The following is a 22,286-nucleotide window of genomic DNA, read 5'->3' as shown; positions in this document are numbered from 1 at the left end:
GGGAACCGGAGAGGTGCAGATGTCTCGAGCTGTGACCGTGGGTCTGATCGCGGACCCCGGGCTGCCGGAACAGGTTGCCGCACATCTCGTGGAGGACCTGGGTCCGAACCTCGCGCGCGCGGTCGCCGGGGTCGAGTGGCGGATCGATGCCAGCCGGGAGACGCTCCCGCTCACCGAGGCGGGCGAGATCCCCCTGAGTTCCTCCGCACCAGGCATCATGGAGCAGCACGGGTGGGACGCCGTCGTCTACCTCACCGATCTTCCCCGCCGTCACGATGACGAGCCGGTCGTGGCCGAGCTCAGCTCGAGCGACCGCACGATCCTCGTGTCCCTGCCCACGCTCGGCGCCTGGGGCGTCACCGCCCGCACCCGCGCGCTGCTGATCCCGTTGCTCGCCTCCCTCGCCGGTGGGTCAGCCGACGCGAGCGCCACTCGCGCGGCCCGAGGCACGAGCACCAAGGATGCGGCACCCGGTGTGCGCTACCTGACCCTGTCCGGCAAGGTGGGTTGGATGCGGCTGCTGGCCGGCCTGGTGCGTAACAACCGGCCGGGCCGACTCGTGTTCGCGCTGTCGCGCACCATCGCGGCGGGCGTCGGCACCGGGGCGTTCGGCATCTTCTACGCCAGCATCTGGACGATGGCCGACTCGCTCGACCCGGCCCGGCTGGCGCTGATCAGCCTGGCGGTGATCGCGGCCATGTCGGCGTGGTTGATCATCTACAACGGTCTCTGGACCGGTCACCACGACCTGGACGGTCCGCGCAGCCGCTGGCTCGACAACGCCGCGACGATCATCACCGTCGGGCTGAGCGTCGCGGCGATGTACGTGATGCTCTACCTGCTGCTGCTGGGAGCCGCGTTCACGATCATCACGTCCGAGTTCCTCGCGGGCCAGCTGGAACGGCCCGTGACGGCCGCCGACTACCTCCGGCTCACCTGGCTGGCCGCCTCGCTGGGAACGGCGGGAGGTGCCATCGGCTCCAACTTCGACTCGGACCGGGCTGTCGTCGAGGCTACCTACAGCCGCCGGGAGTACGAGCGGCGCCAGCTCGCCAAGGGCGAGGGAGCCGCGTGAGGGGGAGAGCTCTCAGCGCCACCGCATGAGCATGATGAAGCCGACCATCATCACCGTGAACCCGATCGCGAGGTTCCAGCCACCGATGCCCGGGATCGGGAACGCCCACTCGGCGATGTAGGTGGTGACCACCCAGACGAGGCCGACGATCAGCAGCGCGACGCACACCGGCGCGTACCACGGCTTGCTCAGCTTCGGTGCGGAGGAGGCAGGCGGCGGCGTGTAGGCGGGCTTCTTGCGACGCCGGGACGCGGACTCGGGCACGAGCTGGACTCCTTCGGGGCGGATCTGTCCGGTCACGGCGTGGGCCGTCTGGACCGGCCCATGGTAGCCCGGCGTGGGGCACCTACACTGACGGACATGATGTCGCACCGTCACGCCGCCGGGCCTGAGGGCTCCACCGGTGGGCGACGGCGGCTGAGCAGGTACACGTTCCAGGCATCGGTGGGTCTGGGCGTGGTGGGGCTGCTGGCGGGGTTGCTGTTCAGCACCAGCGCGAGCCTGGCCGACAGCTCCGGCGGCGAGCGGCAGCCCGACAACATGCGCGACTGGGTTCGCGCCGAGTCCGAGCGGCTCAAGGAGACCAACGCCGACGTGCTGGCGCTGCGCGAGGAGGTGGCGGAGCTTCTCGAGGACCAGCGGGACCCCGCGCAGGTGGACGAGTCGATCACGTTCGCCGCCGGCGCCACGGCCGTGACCGGACCCGGGGTGACGGTGTCGTTGTGGGATGCGCCGACGCCCGGGAGGCTGCCGGAATGGGCGAGCCTGGACGATCTGGTGGTGCACCAGCAGGACCTCGAGGGCGTGATGAACGCGCTGTGGGCCGGCGGTGCGGAGGCGATGATGGTGCAGGGCCACCGGGTGACGACGACGTCATCGGTGCGCTGCGTCGGCAACGTGCTCCTGATCGACGGTGCCACCTACTCACCGCCGTACGAGATCGCTGCGATCGGTGACGTCGAGGCGCTGCAAGCAGGCCTCATGGACAGCCGCTCGGTGCAGACCTACCTTCAGTACGTGGAAGCGCTGAACCTGGGCTGGGAGGTCCGCACGGACGACGCCCTGGACATGCCAGCCGACGACTCCAACCTCAGCATGGACTACGCGCGTGTCCCGGGCTGAGGTGGCGGAGCGGAATCACGCCACTCACGCGCGCAGGCGAACCTCTCTCGGGTTGCGCGCCGTCGGGGTGCTGGGCGAGCTGCTGATCACGGCAGGCGTGATCGTCGCGCTGTTCGTGGTGTGGCAGGTGTTCTGGACCGATGTGACCGGAGCGCGCGCAGCCACGAGCCACATCGAGTCCTTCGAGGAGATCCTCCCGGAGTCACCGGAGCAGCCCGGCACGCCGCAGACGGGCGAGCCGCCCGCCGAGCCTGTGCCGGCCGCGGGTGAGACCTTCGCGACGATGTTCGTGCCGGCCTGGGGCCCGGACTGGCAGTTCCCGATCGCCGAGGGCGTGGGCCGCGAAGACGTCCTCGATGCCGGCTACGTGGGTCACTACCCCGAGACCCAGCTGCCGGGCGCCGTGGGGAACTTCGCGCTCGCGGGCCACCGGCAGTCGCACGCCAAGCCGTTCTTCGGCGTCGACTCCCTGGAGGTGGGCGACTCCGTGATCGTGCAGACGGCGCAGGCCTGGTACGTCTACAAGGTCACCGAGTCCTACGTCGTCTACCCCACCCAGACCGAGGTGATCGCACCCGATCCCGGTGACCCTGGAGCGGTGGCCACCGAGCGGACGATCACGCTGACCACGTGCCATCCGCTGTGGTCCACGCGGGAGCGGTGGATCATCCACGGCGTCCTCGACCACTGGATCGACCGCGAGGACGGTCGCCCGGCAGAGATGATCGAGGCGGGGGCGAGCTGATGTACGGATGGATCTGGCGGCACCTGCCCGGGCCGGCACTGGTGCGGGCGCTCATCCTGCTCGTGCTCGCTGCCGCCGTCGTGCTGGCGCTCTTCGAGTACGTCTTCCCGGCGGTCGCCCCCCTGCTTCCGGTGGACCAGAACACGGTGGGAGACGGATCATGAGTGCTGTGACACGCGTGCTCGTCGTCGACAACTACGACAGCTTCGTCTACACGATCGTCGGGTACCTCAACGAGCTCGGTGCGCAGACCGAGGTGGTCCGCAACGACGATCCGTTGCTCGCCGAGATCGTGGCCGACCCCGACAGGCTCAGGGCGTACGACGGCGTCCTCATCTCTCCGGGTCCCGGCACTCCCGATGGGGCCGGCTCGAGCATCCCGATCATCGAGGTGTGCGCCGCGACGGCGACCCCGATGCTGGGCGTCTGCCTGGGACACCAAGCCCTCGGTGAGGTGTTCGGCGGCACGGTCGGCCACTCACCCGAGCTGATGCACGGCAAGACCTCGCAGGTGGCGCACGAGGGCGTGGGCGTGTTCGAGGGGCTGCGCACGCCGTTTACGGCTACCCGCTATCACTCCCTCGCGCTCCTCGCCGACACCGTGCCCCCTGTTCTCGAGGTCACGGCGACCACCGACAACGGCATCATCATGGGCCTGCAGCACCGCGAGCTCCCCCTGCACGGGGTCCAGTTCCACCCCGAGTCGGTGCTCACCGAGGGCGGTCACCGGCTCCTGGCGAACTGGCTGGCGGTGTGCGGCGACGCCGACGCCGTCGCGCGCTCCGAGGGCCTTGCCCCCCTCGCCCCCGCCACCTGACCCTCCCGCCAGTGGAGACCGCGCTGGGGTCAGTCGTCGCTCCTGCCGCCGGGGTTGCCGGAGTTGCCGGGGTTCTCCGGCGGACCTGGGTTGTCGTTGCCGTTGCCGTTGGCGGGCTCCGTCGTCGGGTCGGTCGTCGGATCCTCCGTGGTCGGATCCTCGGTCGTCGGCTCTTCGGTGCTGGGCTCCTCGGTCGGGCCGAGCGAGAACTGCACCGTGACGCGGGTGTCGATCGCGACGAGCCCCGGACTGGGGGTCTGCGCCGCCACGGTGCCCTCGTCGTAGTCGTTGCTGTTCAGAGCCGGGCCGGTGTCGTACTGCAGGCCGAGCTCCTGCATGGTCTGCTCGAGCTGCTCCACCGTCATCGTCCGCAGGTCCGGGAGCGCGACGTTCCCTGATCCCACGATGATCGTGATCGCCGCGTCGGGTGCTGCCTCGGTCCCGGCCTCCGGATCGGTGCGGTCCGCCTCGTTGCTGGGCCTGCCGGGGATGTCCTCGGTGGAGACGCTGATGTTCGCCGCGTTGAACCCCTCGTCGACGAGCGCCTGGCGTGCCTCGTCCTGCGTCATGCCGCTGACATCCGGGATCGGCAGCGCATCCGGCCCGGCCGAGAACCACACCTGCACGGTCCTGTTCGCCTCGACGCTCACGTCCACCCGCGCACCCGACTGCGGGTCGGAGCGCAGGAAGCCGCCCTCCGCCACGGTGTCGCTGGGCTCAGGGTCCTGGATGTCGGCGACGAGCTCCGCTTCCTCGAGCGCAGCGACGACCTCGTCCTCGGTCATGCCCTGCTCGAGGGCGGGGATCTCCACCATGGTGTCGGCCGTCGTCGTCGGCGTCTCGGGTTCTTCCACACCCTGGTTCCGGGTGATGAGCAGCCAGATGATCGCGACCAGCGCGATGACGCCGATCACCGAGAGGATCCAGATCAGCGCGTTGTTGCGCTTGGGCTCCTCCTCGTCCTCGGCGAGAGCCTTGGCCTCGGCGCGGGTGGCTGGCGGTGGTGCCGCAGCGCCGAACACCTGGGTGGCAGCACCAGCACCGGCGCCGGCGAGCACGGTGGTCGCACCGACCGGGGGTGCGGAGACCACACCGTTGCCCGCGGCAGCCTCGAGGTCGGAGCGGAACTCCGCGGCGGTGCCATAGCGCTCCTCCCGGTCCTTGGCGAGGGCCTTCATGACGATCCGGTCGAGCTCCTCGGGCACGTCCGGCGCGATCGCCGAGGGAACCGAGGCCGCCTCGCTCACGTGCTGGTACGCCACGCTCACCGCGGAGTCGCCCTGGAACGGCGGCCGCCCGGTGAGCAGCTCGTACAGGAGGCAGCCGGTGGAGTACAGGTCGGAACGCGTGTCCACGACCTCGCCGCGCGCCTGTTCGGGCGACAGGTACTGCGCCGTGCCGACCACGGCCTGGGTCTGCGTCATCCCGCCCGAGGCATCCGTCATCGCTCGCGCGATGCCGAAGTCCATCACCTTGACGTCGCCGGTGGGCGTGAGCATGACGTTCGCGGGCTTGATGTCGCGGTGCACGATGCCCGCGCGGTGGCTGTACTCGAGCGCCGACAGCACGCCCGCGGTGATCTCCACGGCCTCGTCGATCGGGAGCGCCGCGCCGTCACGCACAAGGTCGCGGACCGTGTGGCCCTCGACGTACTCCATGACGATGAACGGCACGTGGGTCTCGTTGCCCTGCGCGTCGACGCCGGTGTCCTCGCCCGTGTCGTAGACCGACACGATCGCGGGGTGGTTGAGCGATGCCGCCGACTGCGCCTCGCGGCGGAACCGCGCCAGGAACGTGGGGTCGCGCGCGAGGTCGCTGCGCAGCACCTTGATCGCCACGGTGCGGCCGAGCCGGTTGTCGTGCCCGATGTGCACCTCGGCCATGCCGCCGCGCCCGATCAGCTCGCCGACCTCATAACGCCCGGCCAGCACGCGGGAGGGTCCGTCAGCCACTCGTCGGTCTCCTCTTGCGTGTTCTGCGGATCTTGGTGCGGGTCGGTCCCAGCACACAGGCGGCGCTGAGCGCCGGTGCCAGCGCTGCCGCTTGGGCCAGCGTACCCAGCCAGACGACGAGCACGATCAGCATGAGCCCCACGACCAGCACCTTCACGAGGTTCTGCCAGGTCCACACACCGGGTATCCGGTCGTGCCGCCGCTTCCGCGGCCTGGTGGGAGCGGGGGTCTCGACGGCGGTGCGTACCTGCGCCCTCAGCGGCGCCCAGTCAGGTGCGAACCCCCGATCGGGGGTCTCGACGGCGTACTCCCCCGTTGCCCGGGCGCTCACCGTGGGCGCCGGCCGCGCCGCCGGCATCGCCGGCCTGCGCACGCCGGCCGCCTTCTCCACCACGGTGCGCGCGGCACCGGCTGCTGCACCCGCGGCGCCGGGTGCGCCGGTCGAGCCACGCCCGATCTCGCCGGGGTCGGCCGCACGGGTCGGCACCGGGATCGGCTCAGCGACAGGGTCGGGGTCGGGCTGCGGCCCGGGATCGGGCATCGCCTCCTCGAACTTCAGCGCCGAGGACCCGACGATCGGCGGCACCAGGCCGGCGTGCGCGCGCCGGCCGCTCGGCGCCGGCGCACCCCCGACCGGACCACCGCCCGCAGCGACCGCCGCTGCGCTCGCGACTGTGCGACTGGCATCGTTCGGGGCCGGGCGGGCGGCCTCGCGCGCGAGCTGCGCGGAATCCCGGTCGACCGCCTCCGGCATCGCCTGGGTGGCGAGCGCCGCGACGTCCTCGCGGACCGCGAGGTGCGGCGCGAGGCGACCGCCGGTGTTCTCCGCACGCAGCACCTGGACGAGGTCGTCGAGGATCCGACCCAGCGAGGCACCGCTGCGTGGGCGCCGCTCCGGGTCCTTGTCGAGCATCGACATCACGACCTCCCGCACCCGCGGGTCGATCTTCTCCGGCATCGGCGGCACCGGCTGGTTGACGTGGGCGAACGCGATGTCCACCTGCGTGGATCCGGTGAACGGCCGTCGACCCACGAGCGCCTCGTAGGCAATGACCCCGAGCGCATAGATGTCGCCGACGCCCTGGGCGGCCTTGCCCATCGCCTGCTCCGGCGGCAGGTACTGGGCCGTGCCCATCACCATCCCCGCCGCCGTCATCGGGGCCTGGTTGGCACCGAGCGCGATGCCGAAGTCGGTGATCTTGACCGTGCCGTCGCGGGTGATGAGCAGGTTGGAGGGCTTGACGTCACGGTGGATCACGCCCGCCACGTGCGCGGCGTGCAGCCCGCGCGCGGTCTGCGCCAGGATCGGCAGCAGCTGCCCCACGGCCAGCGTGCGTTCCCGGGCCAGCAGCTCCGAGAGCGGCTCACCCTCGACCAGCTCCATGATCAGGTAGCCGGTGCCATCCTGCTCGCCGTAGTCGTACATCGCCGTCACGTTGATGTGCGAGAGCCCCGCACCGTTGCGCGCCTCGGCCCGCATCCGTTGCAGGAACGAGCTGTCGCCGGCGAACTCCGCGCGCAGCACCTTGGCCGCGACCTTGCGGTCGAGGTGCAGGTCGGCGGCCTGCCAGACCTCGCCCATGCCTCCGACGGCGATGCGCTCCATCAGCTCATAGCGCCCGCCGAGTACCAACCCCACCTCTGGTGTCATTGCCCCAGCACCGCCTCGATGACCCCCGCGGCGATCGGTGCCGCCACCTGTGCGCCGGTGGCCTCGTTCCCGAGGTCACCGCCCTCCTCCACCACGACTGCGATAGCGATCTGCGGGTCGTCGGCCGGCGCGAACGCCGTGAACCACGCGGTCGGTGCGACCCCCTCGACACCAGACTGCGCCGTTCCCGTCTTGCCGGCCACCGACACGCCGGAGACCTGCCCGGGCCAACCCGTGCCGTTCTCGACGACGTTGACCATCATCTCGGTCATCATCGACGCCGTCGACGCCGAGATCGGCCGTGCGAACACGCTCGGATCCGCCTGGTTGCTGACGTCCAGGTTCGGGCCCCGCTCGGTCTCCACCAGGTACGGGCGCATCAGCTCGCCGTCGTTCGCGATCGCCGCCGAGACCATCGCCATCTGCAGCGGGGTGACCCGCACGCTGCGCTGCCCGATCGCCGTCTGGGCGAGCGCGGGGTCATTGCTGTCGAAGTCCGACCCGAGCGTGCTGGGGGTGACCGTCATCGGGATGGTCAGGTCTTGGTCGAAACCGAACGCCTGTGCCTGGGACTGCAGGGCCTCCGCACCCTGCTGCACCGCGAGCTGCGCGAACGGGGTGTTGCACGAGACCCGCAGCGCCTCGGTCAGCGTGGCCGTGGTGCCGTTGCCGCACACCGCGCCACCCGGGTTCTTGATACCGGTGCTGGTGCCCGGCGGGGTGTACACCGTGGGCGCCGGTACCTCGCTGTCCGGCGTGAACTCGCCCGACTCCAGCAGCATCGCGGTGTCGACCAGCTTGAAAACCGATCCGGGCGCGTACAGGTCACCGGTGATCGTGCGGTTGATCAGCGGGTCCGTCTCGTCGGCCAGCAGCGCCTGCCAGGCATCGTTCACCTCGGAGGTCGAGTGCCCGGCGAGGGCGTTCGGGTCATAGCTCGGCTTGCTGACCAGCGCCAGGATCGCCCCGGTGCTCGGGTCCAGGGCCACGACCGCACCCCGCTGGTCACCCAACAGGTCCCAGGCCGCCTGCTGCGCCGCCGGGTCGATCGTCACCTCGACGCTGCCGCCCTGCTGGCTACCACCCGTGAACAGCTGCTGGATCCGCTGGAACAACAACGAGGAGTCCGTGCCGTTCAGCACGGCGTTGCTCTTGTCCTCGATCCCTGTGCTCGCGAACACCACCGAGAAATGACCCGTGACCGGCGCGTACAACGGCCCGTTCGCGTAGATCCGCTGGAACCCGAACGGATCGTTCACCGGCTCCGAGAACGCGACCTCCTCGCCCGCCACCACGATCGGGCCTCGGTCCTGCCCGTACTCGCGGTAGATCGTCCGCACGTTCCGCGGGTCGTCGTTGAGCGCGCCCGCCTGGCCGTACTGGACCCAGCTCGCGTTGCCCATGAGGAGCACGAACATGGCGAGGACGACGATGGAGAGGCGACGCAGCGGGCTGTTCATCGCTTCACCACCTCGGTCGGGTTGTCGTCGTCGCCGAATCCATCCTCGGCCGAGTCTTGTTCCGGCGCTGTCGAGGTCCCGCGCGCGGGACCAACCACTCCTTCGCTCGTCCCTCGCTCAGTCCCGCCAGGCCCATCCAGTCCCGCGCGCGGGACCTCGACATCGCCTCTGATGTCACCTGTGTCCTGGGCTCGGTCTGATTCATGCCCGACGGCGTTGGTGGGGTGCTCTTCGCGGTGGCCGATGAGCTCTGTCTGGGAGTGCGAGGTCGTGTCTGGTTCTGGGTCGTCGTTGTCCCAGCCGAAGGCGGACTGGCGGGCCGGGGGTGTGGTGGGGGTCGAGGCAGAGGGGGGTTCTGGGGCGAGGTCACCGAGGGCGATGAGGGCGGTCTCGTTGCCGACCACCGAGCCGGCGCCCGCGGGGGCGGGGCGGCGGGCGGCGTCGGAGATGCGCAGCAGGATCGCGATGATGATCCAGTTGGCGATCAAGGAGGAGCCGCCGGCAGCCATGAAGGGCATCGTCAGGCCGGTGAGCGGGATCAGTCGCGTGACACCGCCCACCACCACGAACACCTGGAAGGCGATCACGAAGGCGAACCCCGAGGCCAGCAGCTTGCCGAAGCCGTCGCGGACCCCGATCGCCGCCCGCAGCCCGCGCTGCGCCAGCACCAGGTAGAGCATGAGGATCGCCACCAGGCCGGTCAGGCCCAGCTCCTCGCCCAGGCTCGCCACGATGAAGTCCGAGTTCGCGTACGGCACCAGGTCCGGGTGGCCCAGACCCAGGCCGGTGCCCATCAGGCCGCCGGCGGCGAGCCCGAACAGGCCGCGCACCAGCTGGCCGGAGCCGCCCGGGTCGCGATTGTAGATCTCGGAGTCCAGGGCGTTCAGCCACACGTCGAAGCGGGCCGCCACGTAGTCGAACGTCGAGTACGCGAACACCACGCCGATTCCCACCAGCAGCAGCCCGATGATGATCCAGCTGACCTTCTCGGTGGCCACGTACAGCATCGCCACGAACAGGCCGAAGAACAGCAGCGAGGTGCCCAGGTCCCGCTCGAGCACCAGCACGCCCACACTCACGAGCCAGACCACCACGATCGGCGCGAGGTCAGCGAACCGGGGCAGGTTCAGCCCGAGCAGCTTGTTGCCCGCGAGCGTCAGCGCGTCGCGCCGGTTCACGAAGTAGCCCGCGAAGAAGATCGCCAGCAGGATCTTCGCCACCTCGGCCGGCTGGAACGAGAACCCGGCCACGTTGATCCACAGGCGCGCGCCGTTGATGGTCTGCCCGATGAACGGCACCATCGGCAGGCACAGCAGCAGCAGGCCGGCCACCATCGCCAGGAACGGGTACCGGCGCAGTGTGCGGTGGTCGCGCAGCAGCACCAGCACCCCGATGGCCAGCACGATGCCGAGGATCGTCCACATCAGCTGCCGCTCGGCGAACCCGGAGGTCAGGCCGCGCGCGGCCAGCGGTTGATCGATCCGGAAGATCATCGCCAGCCCAAGCCCGTTCAGGCCTGCGACCACCGGCAGCATCACCGGGTCGGCGTTCGGCGCCCGCCAGCGCATCACCAGGTGCAGCACCACGGTCAGGCCGATGAGGATGCCCACGTGACGCACGAGATCACCCGGGATCGCGCCGTCGAGATTGAGTCCCACGATCGCGTACGCCGCCACACCCACGGCGAGCGCGATCGCGAGCAGGCCCAGCTCGCTGTTGCGGCCGGCGCGGGGGCGGGTGGGGGCGACGGTGGCCATCAGCCGCTCGCCTCGGTCGTCGGTTCCGAGGACCCGTCCGACGGCGTGGGTGCGGTGGTCTCGTCGGATACGGGGGTGGTCGGCTCCTCGGTGGGGTCGGGCTCCAGCTCGCCCTCGAGATCGGCGACCGTGGCCCGCGCATCATCCAGGCTCGAGGCGGTGATGCCCGCCTCCACCCGGGACTGGACGAACGGCGGCAGGTCCGCGAGCGCGATGTCGGAGGTCTCCGCCACGCTCGAGAGCTCCAGCGGCCCGATCTGCTGCGGTACACCTCGGTAGATCGCCACCGTGCCGGCGTCGTCGGGGGCCACGTAGAACTGGGTCTGCGTCCAGCGGTAGCCGAGCGTGCCGAGGCCCGCGAGCATCAGCAGCACGACGAGGATCGCGAGCACGGTGAACAGCGGGCGACGGCGCGGCGGGGCGTCGAGGTCGAGCTCCTCCTCGTCGTCGGAGGTGTCCCGGATCATCTGCCGGGGGGAGTCCTTGCGAGCGGCGGCGGTCAGCGCTGCGGCGCGGGCGGCCGGGGAGTCACCGCCGCGGCTGGGCGCCTTGCGGTCGACCGCGGCCGCGCCCACCACCTGCGGGGTGTTCTCGGGCAGCGTGCCGGGGTCGGTCGCATCCTTCACGACGTCGGCAACGATCACCGTGATGTTGTCCTGGCCGCCGGCGCGCAGCGCGAGCTGCACGAGATCGTCGGCGCACTGACCCGGATCGGCGGCCTCGGCGAGCACGTCGGCGATCGTCTCGGCCGACACGTAGGAGGACAGGCCGTCGGAGCACAGCAGCCAGCGGTCGCCGTCGCGGAGCTCACGGACCGACTCGTCGAGCTCGACCTCGGCGCCGGAGTCGCCCAGCACCCGCAGCAGCACCGAGCGCTGCGGGTGGTTCTCCGCCTCCTCGGAGGTGAGCTGGCCGGTGTCCACGAGATGCTGCACGAACGTGTGGTCGTGGGTGACCTGGTGCATCTCGCCGTCGCGCATCAGGTAGGCGCGCGAGTCACCGATGTGCACCATCGCGGCGGTGGCCCCGGTGCGCAGCAGCGCGATCACCGTGGTGCCGAGACCCGCGTTCGCCGGTCGCTCGCGGGCGTAGTTGAGCAGGTCGCCGTGGGCGTCGGAGACGGCGCGCCGCAGCAGGTCGAGGAGCTCGTCGGAGGAGTGCTCGTCACCGTCGAGCGGCACGAGGTGCGCGACCGCGACCGAGGAGGCCACGTCGCCGGCCGCTGCGCCGCCCATCCCGTCGGCGACGACCAGCAGCTGCGGGCCCGCGTACCCGGAGTCCTGATTGTTCTCTCGCGTGAGCCCCACGTCGGAGCGGGCCGCGTAGTGGATGGAGACTGACATCGCCGGGTTACCGCCGGAGCTCGATGACGGTCTGTCCCACGCGGATCGGGGTACCGACCGGGACCGGTGTGGGGCCCTCCACCTGAGCGGTGCCCAGCCAGGTGCCGTTCGTGGAGCCGAGGTCCTCGACGTACCAGCCGCCCTCGGAGGGGAAGATCCGGGCGTGCCGCGTGGAGGAGTAGTCGTCGTCGAGCACGAGGGTCGACGACGGCGCCCGGCCCAGCAGGATCGAGTTCTCACCCAGGCGCAGGGTGGTGCCGTTCAGCGGCCCGGCGGTGACCACGAGCCGCGTGGGAGCCCCACGCTTGCCGCGAGATCCCCGACCGGGGGGAGCTCCGCCGTCGGGCGCTGCCTTGGCCTGGGCCGAGCGGCCGGTGAGGGAGCCGCGGGCGAGCACCCGGGTGCCGGAGATGTCGCGGCGGAGCACGCCGATCGCGGCGAGCACCAGCAGCCACAGCAGCACGAGGTAGCCCAACCGGATCAGCGTGACGACGAGCTCGCTCACGTGATCGCCCCAGTCACGTGTCGCTGCCTCACTCGGCCTCGTCTGTGCCGGTCCAGAACAGGATGCGGGTGCGGCCGATGGTGAGGGTGTTGCCATCCACGAGGGTGGCGGCGGGCACGCGGTGGCCCTCGACGTAGGTGCCGTTGGTCGAGCCCATGTCCGAGGCGATGACGCCGTCGGGGGTGACGCGGATCTCGAGGTGCCGGCGGGAGACGCCGGTGTCGTCGACGATGATGTCCGCCTCGCTGCCGCGGCCGATCACGGTCACGGGGCCGGTGAGGAGGTAGCGCTGGCCGTCGATGTCGAGGATCGGGTGGCGGCGGCTCGGGGCGCCGCCGGTCGCGGGGGCCACGGCGCCGCGGCGGGACGAGGAGCGCACCCGGAAGGCGCCGGTGGGCTCCTCGGTCTCGACGAAGGAGACCTCGACCGGGCCCACGAACACGTACCCCTGCTCGCGGGCGTGGTCCTCGGCGGCGGCGACCATCTCGTCGGCGAGCGCGTCCGCACCCCAGTCCTGGATCTGGTCGAACTCGGTGGCGCCGAGCTCCACGGTGAACGTGTTCGGCACGACCGTGCGGCCCCGCGACAGGGCCGCGGTGCGGTCGTCCATGTCGCGGCGGATGGCCGAGGCGATGTCGACCGGTTTCAGGTCCGGCTTGAACGCCTTGGAGAAGGTGTTGCTGAGGGCACGCTCGACCCCCTTCTCGAACCTGTCGAGAACTCCCATGCCGGCGCCCCTCCCTTCCCGTCGTGCGCGCGAACCCGTGGCACACGTGTGCACGCTCATGGTATGCGGCGGATCCAGGCCAGTCGTGTCCGGCGCGCGGGAAAGGGGTGTGGGTTGTGGAGCGAGCTGGCGTCCGAGGGGCTGAGACCGCACATCGACGGTGACAACGCACACCGCACGGTGCGAGGTCACCGTGGATGTGCGATCTCACGCAGTCGGGGGCGAGTGGGCTCGGCGGCGGCCTCAGCCGCGGGGGATGTTGCGGAGGTTCGACCTGGCCATCGACACGGCCTCGCCGGCGCCGCCGTTGAGCACGATCTTGCTGAGCGCGGTCGCGAAGCCGAACACCTGGTCGCGGGTGATCTTCGGCGGGATGGACAACGCGTTGGGGTCGGTGACGACGTCGACCAGCGACGGCCCCTGGTGCGCGAGGGCGTCGGTGAACGCGTCGTGGAGCTCGGTCGGGTCCTCCACGCGGCGCGCGTGCATCCCCATGGCGGCGGCGATCGCGGCGTAGTCGGTGCTGGGCACGTCCACGCCGAAGTCGGGCAGCTTGTCCACGAGCATCTCCAGCTTGACCATGCCGAGCGTGGAGTTGTTGAAGAGGACGACCGTGAGCGGCAGGTCGTAGGTCACCGCGGTGAGCAGATCGCCCAGCAGCATCGAGAGCCCGCCGTCGCCGCTGACCGAGATCACCTGGCGGTCCGGGAAGGCGAACTGGGCCCCGATCGCATGAGGCATCGCGTTGGCCATGCTGCCGTGCTTGAAGGACCCGATCAGCCGCCGTCGACCGTTGGGGTTGAGGTAGCGCGCGGTCCACACGTTGCTCATGCCGGTGTCGGCGGTGAAGATCGCGTCGTCGGCGGCGACCTGGTCGAGCACCGAGGCCGCGTACTCGGGGTGGATCGGTCGCAGGTGCTCGACGTCCTTGGTGTAGGCGCCGACGGCGTCGTTCATCAACCTGTCGTGCTTGTCGAGCATCTTGTCGAGGAAGCGCCTGTTCTTCTTCTCCTTGACCAACGGCAGCAGCGCGCTCAGCGTCGGCGCGATCTCGGCGTGCACGGCCACGTCCACGGTGGTGCGGCGCCCGATGACGGCGGCGTCGGAGTCGACCTGGGCGGTTCGGACGTCGGGCAGGAACTGGTCGTACGGGAAGTCGGTGCCGAGGAGGACCACGAGATCGGCGTCCTCGAGCCCGGCCGCCGCCGCGCCGTAGCCGAGCAGGCCGGTCATCCCGACGTCGTAGGGGTTGTCGTACTGGATGTGATCCTTGCCGCGCAGGCTGTGCCCGATCGGTGCCTTGATCTTCTCGGCCAGCTCGACGACGGCGTCGTGCGACCCGGCGATCCCCTCACCGACGAAGAGGGCCACCTTCTTGGCGTCGTTGATGGCGTCGGCGAGCGCTCGCAGGGAGTCCTCGTGGGGTACCAGCACACCCGAGGGGACCCGGCAGTACGGCGGGGTCTCCGCCGTCGAGCGCTCATCGGCGATGTCGCCGGGGAGCGTGACCACGGCGACGCCGCTGCGGGCGAGCGCGTGCGTGATGGCGGCGTTGACCACGCGGGGGGCCTGGTCGGTGGTGCTGACCATCTCGGAGTACACCGAGCACTCGGTGAAGAGCCGGTCGGGGTGGGTCTCCTGGAAGTAGCCCTGGCCGATCTGAACGCTGGGGATGTGGCTGGCGATGGCCAGGACGGGGGCGCCGGTGCGGTTGGCGTCGTAGAGACCGTTGATCAGGTGGAGGTTGCCGGGCCCGCAGGAGCCCGCGCACACGGCGAGCTCGCCGGTGAGCTGGGCGTCGGCGGCGGCGGCGAACGCGGCGGTCTCCTCGTGGCGGGTGTGGATCCAGTCGATGCCGCCCTTCGCGGAGCCGCCGGTGCGGCGCACGGCATCGACGATCGGGTTGAGGCTGTCCCCGACGATCCCGTAGATCCTCTTGACGCCTGCGGCCTGGAGCTGGGCGATGAGCTGTTCGGCGACCTTCATGGTTCGACGCTACGCCAGGTGGGTAGGTGTGCCCAGAGGTTCGACGACGCAGCGAGCGCCGTGCGCACACAGTCGCGGCATGAAGACATTGGTGAAGGGCATGGTGGGGGCGGCGCTGGTCGCGCTGCTCGCAGGGTGCGGCCAGGCCGGCGACGACGTGGCCATCGAGCACGTCTCCCAGTGGTCGGAGAGCAGCGCCGACTGGGTCGCCGACGTGCGGCCGGTCGCGGGCGCCGTGATCGGGTCGGAGGAGGAGCTGCAGCAATGGGTCGATGCCTACGGCTCGGGAGCAGGCGAAGGGACGTTCGACGCGCTGGAGGCAGTCGACCTGGAGGAGAGCTTCCTGGTGATCGGCGGCTACCCGCGTTGCCGGGAGGGCAGCAGGGTGGTGATCGTCGGTGACAGCGAGGTGCGGTTCGAGGTGGTGAAGGCCGATCCGGACGTCGCCTGCGTGTGGGCTCCGTACACGATCGCCGTCTGGGCCGTGCCGCTGAGCGCGACCGGTGGCGAGGTGCCAGCACTCGTGGGCTGAGGCCGGCTGGGCCGTTCTTCACGCTCGATGGCGTGACAACCGGTTGCATCGCCCCAGCGAGCACGTCGAGCGTGGACGTCGTCCCACCGGGTGCGGATGTGAGGAGGGCGGTGTCCGCGTGCTACCCTGCTACCCGCTCAACTGCGCGAGAAATCGGGCAGCGCGAGCACCACGCGCAAGTGGCGGAATAGGCAGACGCGCACGGTTCAGGTCCGTGTGCCCGAAAGGGCGTGGGGGTTCAACTCCCCCCTTGCGCACAGCACAGGATCGGCGGAATCCCCACGAGACGGAGGGATTCTGCCGGTCCTTCTTCATGTCCATGCTCTCTTCATGCGCTGACAGGGGCCCACGGGCCGCGTGGGCATCGGAAGCGTCTCTGACCACGCCCGGAATGACGTTCTAGGCGTGCCTGGTACCCGAGAGGGCCAGGGTGCCGCCGAGCCCGATCATCATCGTGCCGCCCGTGGCAGTCAGGGTCGTGACGCGTCGGGGGGAGCGGGCGAACCAGTTGCGCGCGGTGCCGGCGGCCAGAGCCCACACGCTGTCGCAGGTGAGAGCCATCACCTGGAACGTCAAGCCAAGCAGGAGGAGCTGCGCCCAGATGGGGCCAGCAGCAGATGCGACGAACTGCGGCAGGACGGCGACGAAGAACGCGATGGTCTTGGGGTTCGTCAACCCCACGATGAAGCCTTGGCTCAGCAGCGCGGCAGTAGACGAAGCCTGCGGTGTGAGCTCGTGGGTGTGGTCTCTCCGGTGACGGATGGCCTGGATGCCCAGCCAGATCAGGTAGGCGGCCCCAGCCAGCTTGATGATGGTGAAGGCGGTGACCGAGGCGGCCACGATTGCCCCCACGCCGAAGGCCACTGCGACCACGGCAGGGATCGTCCCGAGACTGTTGCCGACGACGCTCAGAACGCCCGCTCGTCGACCCAGAGCGATCGAGCGGCCGAGCACGAACAGGACACTCGGGCCGGGGATGACGATGATCACTGCGGAGGTGATCACGAACGCCAGCAGGTTGTCCACGGGCAGCATGGCGGGGATGCTACGCCGCCCACCACTCCGGGCCGTCTCGACGGTCCCGAACCGACCGTCCGTGAGAGCTGGCGATCGAGAACACGTCGCCCGTGCTCAGCGCACACGCCCCGGCGAGTAAGAGTTGAGCAGGGCGATCACCCGATCCGCGTTCTGCTCGATCGGGTCAGCGGCGTTGAGCCGTAGGTCGGGGTCTCGGACCAGGTCCCGCACGCCCTGCTCGAACGTGGCGGTGAGGTGGTTGCCTCGATCTGCAAGGTGAGTGCCCCACCGGTGGTCGCGTTCCATCAGGCGGCGCCGTTGCTCGCGGCCGTCTAGCTCCAGCATGATCACCAGTTCGGTTCGCGGGTGCGACCGCATCCCGTCGAGTACCGCGATCGGCGCCGTCGCGATCGGCAACCCGCCCGACTCCGACCGCCAGCTGAAGTCACCGAAGTCGCAGTCCGGCGTCGATCGGTGCGGACCTGTCGCCTGCAGCGCCGCGTCGAGCAGCGCCCAGTCGTAACGAAGGGGTTCAGCTAGGTAGGCCCCCAGCGTGACCGCCGGCGGCCGAGGTACGAAGAAGTAGTCGACCGGCACCCGGGCGAAAACACCCGGCTGCAGCTCCTCGAGCCGCTTCGCCAGCGTTGACTTCCCCGAGCCGGCCGGTCCCGTCACGCAGATGATCACTGCGGCGATCCTATGGCGCGCCGGCAGTGCCGCCCACTGGTTCCCTGCCGCGGTGCGGGCGCGGCGAAGCCTGGCGCATCGCTACGAACGGGGTCCCGTGTCAACGCGGGCGGTTTCGCGAGGGCCACGACGTTCCGCTTCGGATCAGGTGACGACCAGGTGCTGGCGGCCGTCGAGCCGTTCGCGGGCCATATCAAGGTGCCCGGCATGCACCGAGGTCTCCTCCAGGACGCGCAGGAGGATCTCCCAGCCGGTGCTCAACCGCGGACCGCCGAAGACCTCCGGTGGCGGCCACCACGCCGGCGGCGCATCGAGGTCCGCCTCCGCGAGCACGTGGTTTCCGCGAGCGACCGCGTCACGGTACGAGGCACGGAGCTCCGGACCCGGCACCGACGGTGCCGTCCAGCCATCGCGCACACGAGCGATTGCGTCCTCATCGGCAGCCAGCACGGCCTGGAGCCAGAAGATCTCGACGTCGTAGAGCAGGTGGCTGATCATCGAGCGCGCAGTCCAGCCGGAGGGCGCGACCACCGTGTCGAGCTCTGGTTCGTCGAGCCCCTCGATCGTCTGGAGCACGTGGTCCCGGCCGGCATCCAGCCGTTGCACCAGCAAGGTAGGGAGGCGTGGTTCCATCGAGCCCGCGCTCTCCGCGCTCACCGCAGCTCCAGGTGCTGACGGATCTCCACCCCTCCGTGGCCGGCGGACGCCTCGTGAAGCCGCGCGGCCCAGCCGGCTACCTCGTCGATGTCGCGGGCCTCGATCACGTAGTAGCCGCCGATGATCTCCGTGGACTCCGCGAAGGGGCCCGCGGTTCGGGCGGGCCGTCCCGCCGCATCTGCGCGCAAGGTCGTCGCCCGATCGGAACCTTCGAGCTCTCCGGAGGCGCGAATCCCCGCTCCCGCCGCCGCCACCAGGTCGCGGTGGCCTGCTTCGAGCTCGGCCATCTCCTCGGTGGACATGGCGTGCCACGCCTGCTCGTTGCCGTAGATCAGCACCAGGAAGGTTGTCATCTCGTCATCCTCTCGTCGGGCCCGTCGGGCCGTTTGGGTGATGACGCATCACCGGACTCGGATTCGACCGAGGGGGTACGGCCGCCACGGCCTGCTCCACGGCGAGGGTGAACCGGTAGCGGACATCGCCCCGGCGAAGGCGTTCGAGTGCCGTGTTGACCTCGGTGAGCGGGAGGACCTCGACGTCGGCGGTGATCCCGCGCTCCGCGCAGAAGTCGAGCATCTCGCGCGTTCTGGGAACCCCGCCGCTGCCCGCCGAGGCCAGGCTCTTCCGGCCGATGAGGAGGGCGAGAGGATCGAACCTCGGCTGCCCGCTCATGCCGACGACGCAGAGTGTCCCGTCGAGCCTGAGGGCGTCGAGGTACGGGTCCAGGTCGTGCTGGCCGGACGCCGTGTCCAGGATGAAGTCCTGACCACCGCGCTCGGCAGCAAGCTCGTCGGATCGTGTGCTGACCACCGCGCGCGATGCGCCGAGCCGCAGCGCCTCGCTCGCCTTGGCCGCCGCCGTCGTGAACACGGTGACCTCCGCCCCGAGCGCCGCCGCGAACTTCACCGCGAGGTGTCCCAACCCACCGAGCCCGACGACGCCGACCGCCGTGCCCGCGCCGACACCCCAGCGTCGGAGCGGCTCCCACACCGTGACGCCGGCGCACATCAGGGGCGCCACTCCGGCCGGGTCGAGACCGTCGGGCAGCGCGTAGGCGAAGCGTTCCCTGACGACGTACTCGGTGGCGTACCCACCCTGAGTGGTTGTGCGGTCGTGCCGGTCCGTGCCTCCGTAGGTGAGGGTGGGGAACTCCCGGCAGTAGTTCTCCTGGCCGGCCAGGCACATGTCGCACGCGCCGCAGCTGTCGACGATGTTTCCGACGGCGACCCGATCGCCCGGTCCGAGCTGCGAGACACTCGTACCGACCGCGGTGACGATCCCCACGAACTCGTGCCCTGGTACGAGCGGTGTCGGACCCCGGTGCCCGCGGATGGCATCGAGGTCGGAGTGGCACACCCCGCAGTGCGTGATCGTGACGGCCACATCGTCGTCGCGCAGCTCGCGACGGGTGATCGTGATCGGCTGCAGCGGTGTGTCGGATGAGAGGGCGGCGTAGGCCGTTGCCGAAGCCATCCCAAGCTCAGCCGGCCTGGACGGCGGGCCGGGCATGTGCGGTGACTCGTGGTCATGAGGTCCATTCGTCGTCGTGGGGTCGGTGTGGTTCGCATCGGGTCAGGGCGCGAAGGTGCGCTGCGCGGTTTCTCGCAGGATCGCGCGTCGCCGCTGATGCTCGGACTCGTCGTCGTCCGGCGCAGCCGCGACCAGGACGCTGGCGGGCGACCAGGTCAGGCTCAGGCCGATGGCGAGCTGATACGCCTCAGGGGGGGTGTACCGGTCCGTCACCACACCCTGCGCCTGTGCGAGCGCGATGCTCTCCAGCATCGGGCCCAGGTGGTCGTTCATCTGCTCCGAGAGCAGGCCCGCTGGCACCCGTTCGAGGCGCATCCAGGTCGCGAGCCGCACGTGCGTGGGGTCCTCGAGGTAGAAGTCGTACAGCCGCACGACGTAGTCGGGCAGGTCGAACCCGTCGAGAGGGATGAGCTGGGCGATCGCGGCCAGGTGTCGGGCGAAGACCAGCGCGAACAGGTTGTCCTTGTTGCCGAACCAGGCGTACGACTGCGCCTTGTTCACGCCTGCTGCGGCGGCGATCCGGTCGACGCGCGCCCCTGCGAGGCCGTACTGCGCAAACTCCGCTGTCGCAGCGTTCAAGAGGCGTTCTCTCGACGCGTGGCCGTCCCTGGTCGATCCGGATGCGGGCACGCGCCGAAGGTAGCAACTATCTAGTTGGTTGGCAACGATGCAACGTCGACGCGCGCCTGCGGATACCCGGTGACCGACCCGTCCGACCGTCGCCACCGTCGGCTCGAGGCGGGCTCCCGACACGGGCAAGTCAGGGTCCCGGAGATGCCCGCAGGGCAGGTGTGTCGATAGACACCTGTCACATACTGCACACTATGCACATTCGGCACATCCGACACGCCCATATCTGGGATCCACATGACATCGGGGGATGACATGACACCGCCACGACCTCGCCCTGGCCAACGCCTCTTCGCGCGTGCGGCCGCAGCCGCTTTCGTGGGGGTGCTGATCACCGCGGGCATGAGCGCGCCGTCGGATGCCACTCCGTCGGAACCTCCGACGCAGGAGCAGGTCACCGAGGAGGCCACGCCGGAGCCGTCGCCCACGCCGTCGTCCACGCCCACCACGGATCCCGCGCCCGAGCCCACCACGGAGCCCGCGCCCGAGCCCACCGAGCCCGCGGAGCAGGGCGAGGAGCCCACCGAGCCGGGCGCCGTCGTCGTCGATGAGGCCCTCCCGACGGACAGGACCGAGGTCACCACCACCCAGGTCGGGCCCCAGTCGCTCACGGTCATGGCCGCGCCTGTGCTCGCCCTGCCGCTGCCATCCGGGGTCTACCGCATGACCTCGCCGCAGGGTCCTCGGTGCGCGCCGACGATCAACGCCTCCCTGGCGCACATGGGCCAGGACATGGCCGCCCCGTTGGGCACCCCGATCTACGCCATCGCCGCCGGTGTGGTGAAGACCGCCAAGCCCAACGTGGCCGCCGGTCAGTGGATCGTCATCGAGCACGTCATCGACGGCAAGATCATCACCAGCTCCTACTCGCACTCGCGCAACGCCACCGAGTTCGTGCGTGCGGGCGACCGGGTCGTCGCCGGGCAGCGGATCGCGACGGTCGCCTCCACCGGTGTCTCCACCGGGCCGCACCTGCACCTCGAGATCTGGCAGGGCCGCTACGGCGAGGCGGCCGGCGGCAGCGTGCTCAACCCCGACACCTGGCTCGCAGCCCGCGGCATCTCCCTGCGCGACGGTGCGATCTCGGTGAGCGTGTCCAAGACACCCACCTCCTGCAGCTATTGGGCGCTGGGTACCACCGCCCTGCGCACGACCCCGTCGTCGACGGCGCAGCTCGTCACGACGGTCCGCTCCGGGACCGTGCTCACCACGCCCGGCGCCGGCGTGAAGACCAACTCGTTCATCCAGGTCACCACGCCCAGTGGTACCCAGGGCTGGGCGCCCGCCTCCCAGGTCTCGCCGCGGCCGGTGGTCGCCGCGCCGGTGCCCCGCCACGTGCTGCACCACGACTACACGGGCGACACGTTCTCCGATGTCCTGGCGGTGGACGCCACCGGTGCGCTGCGGCTGTACCAGGGCAACGGCTCGGGCGGCTGGTCCAGCTCGCGCAAGGTGGGGTCCGGGTGGAAGACGTTCCGGATCCTCGCTGCCAACGACGCCAACGGCGACGGCAGGGCGGACATCTTCGGCATCGACGCCAGCGGCCGGCTGCACCTGTACCCGGGCAGGGGCAACGGGTCGTTCGGAGCCCGGCTCTCGTTCGGCAGCGGCTGGTCCGCGATGACCCACGTGTTCTCCCCCGGCGACTTCGATGGCGACGGCCGCAGCGACCTCGTCGCCATCGACGCCGGCGGCAAGATGTGGCTGTACAAGGGCAACGGCAAGGGCGGCTTCCAGTCGGGCCGGACCCAGATCGGCCACGGGTGGGGCGTGTTCACCCAGGTCCTCGCCGGGGGCGACGTCAACCGCGACGGCCGCCCCGACATCCTCGGCGTGGACCGGTCGGGGCGGATGTTCGCCTACCTCGGCAACGGTTCCGGCCGCTTCGCCGGCGCCCGGGTGCAGGTCGGTACCGGTTGGTCCGGACTGCGCGTGTACTCGGTCGGGGGGTTCGACGCCGACAGCCTGGACGACTACCTGACGATCGCCCCCAACGGCGCGATGTTCCTCTACCGCGGGAATGCCAAGGCCTGGGTGAAGTCCCAGCAGCAGATCGGGCACGGGTGGTCGAGCATGCGGCTGGCCTGATCGGA

The 22,286-nt window shown here is 70.4% G+C and carries 22 protein-coding genes and 1 tRNA gene; 8 read left to right on the top strand and 15 right to left on the bottom strand.

Annotated features, from left to right (window positions below):
- The first annotated feature begins 19 nt into the window (after positions 1 to 19).
- Positions 20 to 1,075, top strand: a complete 1,056-nt coding sequence (locus GPA03_RS19720; protein WP_156253766.1) for a hypothetical protein — start codon at positions 20 to 22, stop codon at positions 1,073 to 1,075.
- A 12-nt stretch (positions 1,076 to 1,087) separates the two neighbouring features.
- On the opposite strand, the gene GPA03_RS19715 is transcribed toward GPA03_RS19720, so the two are convergent.
- Positions 1,088 to 1,339, bottom strand: a complete 252-nt coding sequence (locus tag GPA03_RS19715) for a cell division protein CrgA (RefSeq protein ID WP_156253765.1) — start codon at positions 1,337 to 1,339, stop codon at positions 1,088 to 1,090.
- Between the two features lie 96 nt (positions 1,340 to 1,435).
- On the opposite strand from GPA03_RS19715, the gene GPA03_RS19710 reads away from it, so the two are divergent.
- The 4 genes from GPA03_RS19710 to GPA03_RS19700 are packed head-to-tail and all read left to right on the top strand — an operon-like array spanning position 1,436 to position 3,759.
- Complete coding sequence (locus tag GPA03_RS19710) at positions 1,436 to 2,197, top strand: DUF881 domain-containing protein (RefSeq protein WP_162458441.1); 762 nt, start codon at positions 1,436 to 1,438, stop codon at positions 2,195 to 2,197.
- Entirely contained in the window at positions 2,184 to 2,942 is a 759-nt protein-coding gene (locus GPA03_RS19705; RefSeq protein ID WP_156253763.1) for a class E sortase, read from the top strand. Before GPA03_RS19710 ends, GPA03_RS19705 begins: the two co-directional genes overlap by 14 nt.
- Positions 2,942 to 3,106, top strand: a complete 165-nt coding sequence (locus tag GPA03_RS22540; protein WP_170296906.1) for a hypothetical protein — start codon at positions 2,942 to 2,944, stop codon at positions 3,104 to 3,106. Before GPA03_RS19705 ends, GPA03_RS22540 begins: the two co-directional genes overlap by 1 nt.
- Before the next feature lie 5 nt (positions 3,107 to 3,111).
- Positions 3,112 to 3,759 (top strand): aminodeoxychorismate/anthranilate synthase component II, encoded by a 648-nt coding sequence (locus tag GPA03_RS19700; protein WP_156253805.1) that lies wholly within the window; start codon positions 3,112 to 3,114, stop codon positions 3,757 to 3,759.
- 29 nt (positions 3,760 to 3,788) lie between these two features.
- Here GPA03_RS19700 and pknB read toward each other — a convergent pair whose 3' ends face one another.
- The 8 genes from pknB to GPA03_RS19660 all read right to left on the bottom strand — a co-directional run bounded on the left by pknB (position 3,789) and on the right by GPA03_RS19660 (position 15,140).
- Positions 3,789 to 5,711, bottom strand: a complete 1,923-nt coding sequence (pknB, locus tag GPA03_RS19695) for a Stk1 family PASTA domain-containing Ser/Thr kinase (RefSeq protein WP_156253762.1) — start codon at positions 5,709 to 5,711, stop codon at positions 3,789 to 3,791.
- On the bottom strand, positions 5,704 to 7,362 hold the full coding sequence (locus GPA03_RS19690) for a serine/threonine-protein kinase (protein ID WP_156253761.1): 1,659 nt from the start codon (positions 7,360 to 7,362) through the stop codon (positions 5,704 to 5,706). The genes pknB and GPA03_RS19690 overlap by 8 nt, the downstream gene beginning before the upstream one ends.
- Positions 7,359 to 8,822 (bottom strand): peptidoglycan D,D-transpeptidase FtsI family protein, encoded by a 1,464-nt coding sequence (locus GPA03_RS19685; RefSeq protein WP_156253760.1) that lies wholly within the window; start codon positions 8,820 to 8,822, stop codon positions 7,359 to 7,361. The genes GPA03_RS19690 and GPA03_RS19685 overlap by 4 nt, the downstream gene beginning before the upstream one ends.
- On the bottom strand, positions 8,819 to 10,579 hold the full coding sequence (locus GPA03_RS19680) for an FtsW/RodA/SpoVE family cell cycle protein (protein ID WP_156253759.1): 1,761 nt from the start codon (positions 10,577 to 10,579) through the stop codon (positions 8,819 to 8,821). The genes GPA03_RS19685 and GPA03_RS19680 overlap by 4 nt, the downstream gene beginning before the upstream one ends.
- Complete coding sequence (locus GPA03_RS19675; protein WP_156253758.1) at positions 10,579 to 11,922, bottom strand: Stp1/IreP family PP2C-type Ser/Thr phosphatase; 1,344 nt, start codon at positions 11,920 to 11,922, stop codon at positions 10,579 to 10,581. Before GPA03_RS19675 ends, GPA03_RS19680 begins: the two co-directional genes overlap by 1 nt.
- Before the next feature lie 7 nt (positions 11,923 to 11,929).
- Complete coding sequence (locus tag GPA03_RS19670) at positions 11,930 to 12,427, bottom strand: FHA domain-containing protein FhaB/FipA (RefSeq protein WP_156253757.1); 498 nt, start codon at positions 12,425 to 12,427, stop codon at positions 11,930 to 11,932.
- Positions 12,428 to 12,455: 28 nt separating this feature from the next.
- Positions 12,456 to 13,154, bottom strand: coding sequence for an FhaA domain-containing protein (locus GPA03_RS19665; protein WP_156253756.1), 699 nt, complete (start codon positions 13,152 to 13,154; stop codon positions 12,456 to 12,458).
- A gap of 243 nt (positions 13,155 to 13,397) precedes the next feature.
- Entirely contained in the window at positions 13,398 to 15,140 is a 1,743-nt protein-coding gene (locus GPA03_RS19660) for a pyruvate dehydrogenase (protein WP_156253755.1), read from the bottom strand.
- A gap of 79 nt (positions 15,141 to 15,219) precedes the next feature.
- On the opposite strand from GPA03_RS19660, the gene GPA03_RS19655 reads away from it, so the two are divergent.
- Positions 15,220 to 15,672, top strand: a complete 453-nt coding sequence (locus tag GPA03_RS19655; RefSeq protein WP_156253754.1) for a hypothetical protein — start codon at positions 15,220 to 15,222, stop codon at positions 15,670 to 15,672.
- Between the two features lie 173 nt (positions 15,673 to 15,845).
- Positions 15,846 to 15,929, top strand: a tRNA-Leu gene (locus tag GPA03_RS19650).
- 142 nt (positions 15,930 to 16,071) lie between these two features.
- Here GPA03_RS19650 and GPA03_RS19645 read toward each other — a convergent pair.
- The 6 genes from GPA03_RS19645 to GPA03_RS19620 form a co-directional block, all read right to left on the bottom strand.
- Positions 16,072 to 16,707, bottom strand: a complete 636-nt coding sequence (locus GPA03_RS19645; protein ID WP_156253753.1) for a LysE family translocator — start codon at positions 16,705 to 16,707, stop codon at positions 16,072 to 16,074.
- A 96-nt stretch (positions 16,708 to 16,803) separates the two neighbouring features.
- Positions 16,804 to 17,376 carry an AAA family ATPase gene (locus GPA03_RS19640; RefSeq protein ID WP_162458440.1) on the bottom strand — a complete coding sequence of 191 codons (573 nt, stop codon included), beginning with the start codon at positions 17,374 to 17,376 and terminating at the stop codon, positions 16,804 to 16,806.
- A gap of 144 nt (positions 17,377 to 17,520) precedes the next feature.
- Positions 17,521 to 18,033 (bottom strand): mycothiol transferase, encoded by a 513-nt coding sequence (locus tag GPA03_RS19635; protein ID WP_241681392.1) that lies wholly within the window; start codon positions 18,031 to 18,033, stop codon positions 17,521 to 17,523.
- Positions 18,030 to 18,386: a YciI family protein gene (locus GPA03_RS19630; RefSeq protein ID WP_156253751.1), complete on the bottom strand. Its 357-nt coding sequence runs from the start codon at positions 18,384 to 18,386 to the stop codon at positions 18,030 to 18,032. The genes GPA03_RS19635 and GPA03_RS19630 overlap by 4 nt, the downstream gene beginning before the upstream one ends.
- A 4-nt stretch (positions 18,387 to 18,390) precedes the next feature.
- Entirely contained in the window at positions 18,391 to 19,506 is a 1,116-nt protein-coding gene (locus tag GPA03_RS19625; protein ID WP_156253750.1) for an NAD(P)-dependent alcohol dehydrogenase, read from the bottom strand.
- Positions 19,507 to 19,605: 99 nt separating this feature from the next.
- Positions 19,606 to 20,142, bottom strand: a complete 537-nt coding sequence (locus tag GPA03_RS19620) for a TetR/AcrR family transcriptional regulator (protein ID WP_241681391.1) — start codon at positions 20,140 to 20,142, stop codon at positions 19,606 to 19,608.
- Between the two features lie 393 nt (positions 20,143 to 20,535).
- On the opposite strand from GPA03_RS19620, the gene GPA03_RS19615 reads away from it, so the two are divergent.
- The gene (locus GPA03_RS19615) at positions 20,536 to 22,281 is read left to right on the top strand and encodes an FG-GAP-like repeat-containing protein (protein ID WP_162458439.1); all 1,746 of its coding nucleotides are present in this window, start codon (positions 20,536 to 20,538) and stop codon (positions 22,279 to 22,281) included.
- Positions 22,282 to 22,286: the final 5 nt, after the last annotated feature.

Source organism: Pseudactinotalea terrae (assembly GCF_009733845.1).
In the GTDB taxonomy this organism is placed as follows: domain Bacteria; phylum Actinomycetota; class Actinomycetes; order Actinomycetales; family Beutenbergiaceae; genus Pseudactinotalea; species Pseudactinotalea terrae.
The sequence above is the reverse complement of the archived record's forward strand: the minus strand, read 5'-3'. Positions and strand labels throughout refer to the sequence as shown.

Coding starts and splice junctions, on each gene's coding strand:
- GPA03_RS19720 (WP_156253766.1), top strand. CDS start 20: ATGTCTCGAGCTGTGACCGTGGGTCTGATCGCGGACCCCGGGCTGCCG.
- GPA03_RS19655 (WP_156253754.1), top strand. CDS start 15,220: ATGAAGACATTGGTGAAGGGCATGGTGGGGGCGGCGCTGGTCGCGCTG.
- GPA03_RS19630 (WP_156253751.1), bottom strand. CDS start 18,386: ATGACAACCTTCCTGGTGCTGATCTACGGCAACGAGCAGGCGTGGCAC.
- GPA03_RS19685 (WP_156253760.1), bottom strand. CDS start 8,822: ATGAACAGCCCGCTGCGTCGCCTCTCCATCGTCGTCCTCGCCATGTTC.
- GPA03_RS19660 (WP_156253755.1), bottom strand. CDS start 15,140: ATGAAGGTCGCCGAACAGCTCATCGCCCAGCTCCAGGCCGCAGGCGTC.
- GPA03_RS19710 (WP_162458441.1), top strand. CDS start 1,436: ATGATGTCGCACCGTCACGCCGCCGGGCCTGAGGGCTCCACCGGTGGG.
- GPA03_RS19680 (WP_156253759.1), bottom strand. CDS start 10,579: ATGGCCACCGTCGCCCCCACCCGCCCCCGCGCCGGCCGCAACAGCGAG.
- GPA03_RS22540 (WP_170296906.1), top strand. CDS start 2,942: ATGTACGGATGGATCTGGCGGCACCTGCCCGGGCCGGCACTGGTGCGG.
- GPA03_RS19675 (WP_156253758.1), bottom strand. CDS start 11,922: ATGTCAGTCTCCATCCACTACGCGGCCCGCTCCGACGTGGGGCTCACG.
- GPA03_RS19625 (WP_156253750.1), bottom strand. CDS start 19,506: ATGGCTTCGGCAACGGCCTACGCCGCCCTCTCATCCGACACACCGCTG.
- GPA03_RS19615 (WP_162458439.1), top strand. CDS start 20,536: ATGAGCGCGCCGTCGGATGCCACTCCGTCGGAACCTCCGACGCAGGAG.
- GPA03_RS19645 (WP_156253753.1), bottom strand. CDS start 16,707: ATGCTGCCCGTGGACAACCTGCTGGCGTTCGTGATCACCTCCGCAGTG.
- GPA03_RS19690 (WP_156253761.1), bottom strand. CDS start 7,362: ATGACACCAGAGGTGGGGTTGGTACTCGGCGGGCGCTATGAGCTGATG.
- GPA03_RS19665 (WP_156253756.1), bottom strand. CDS start 13,154: ATGGGAGTTCTCGACAGGTTCGAGAAGGGGGTCGAGCGTGCCCTCAGC.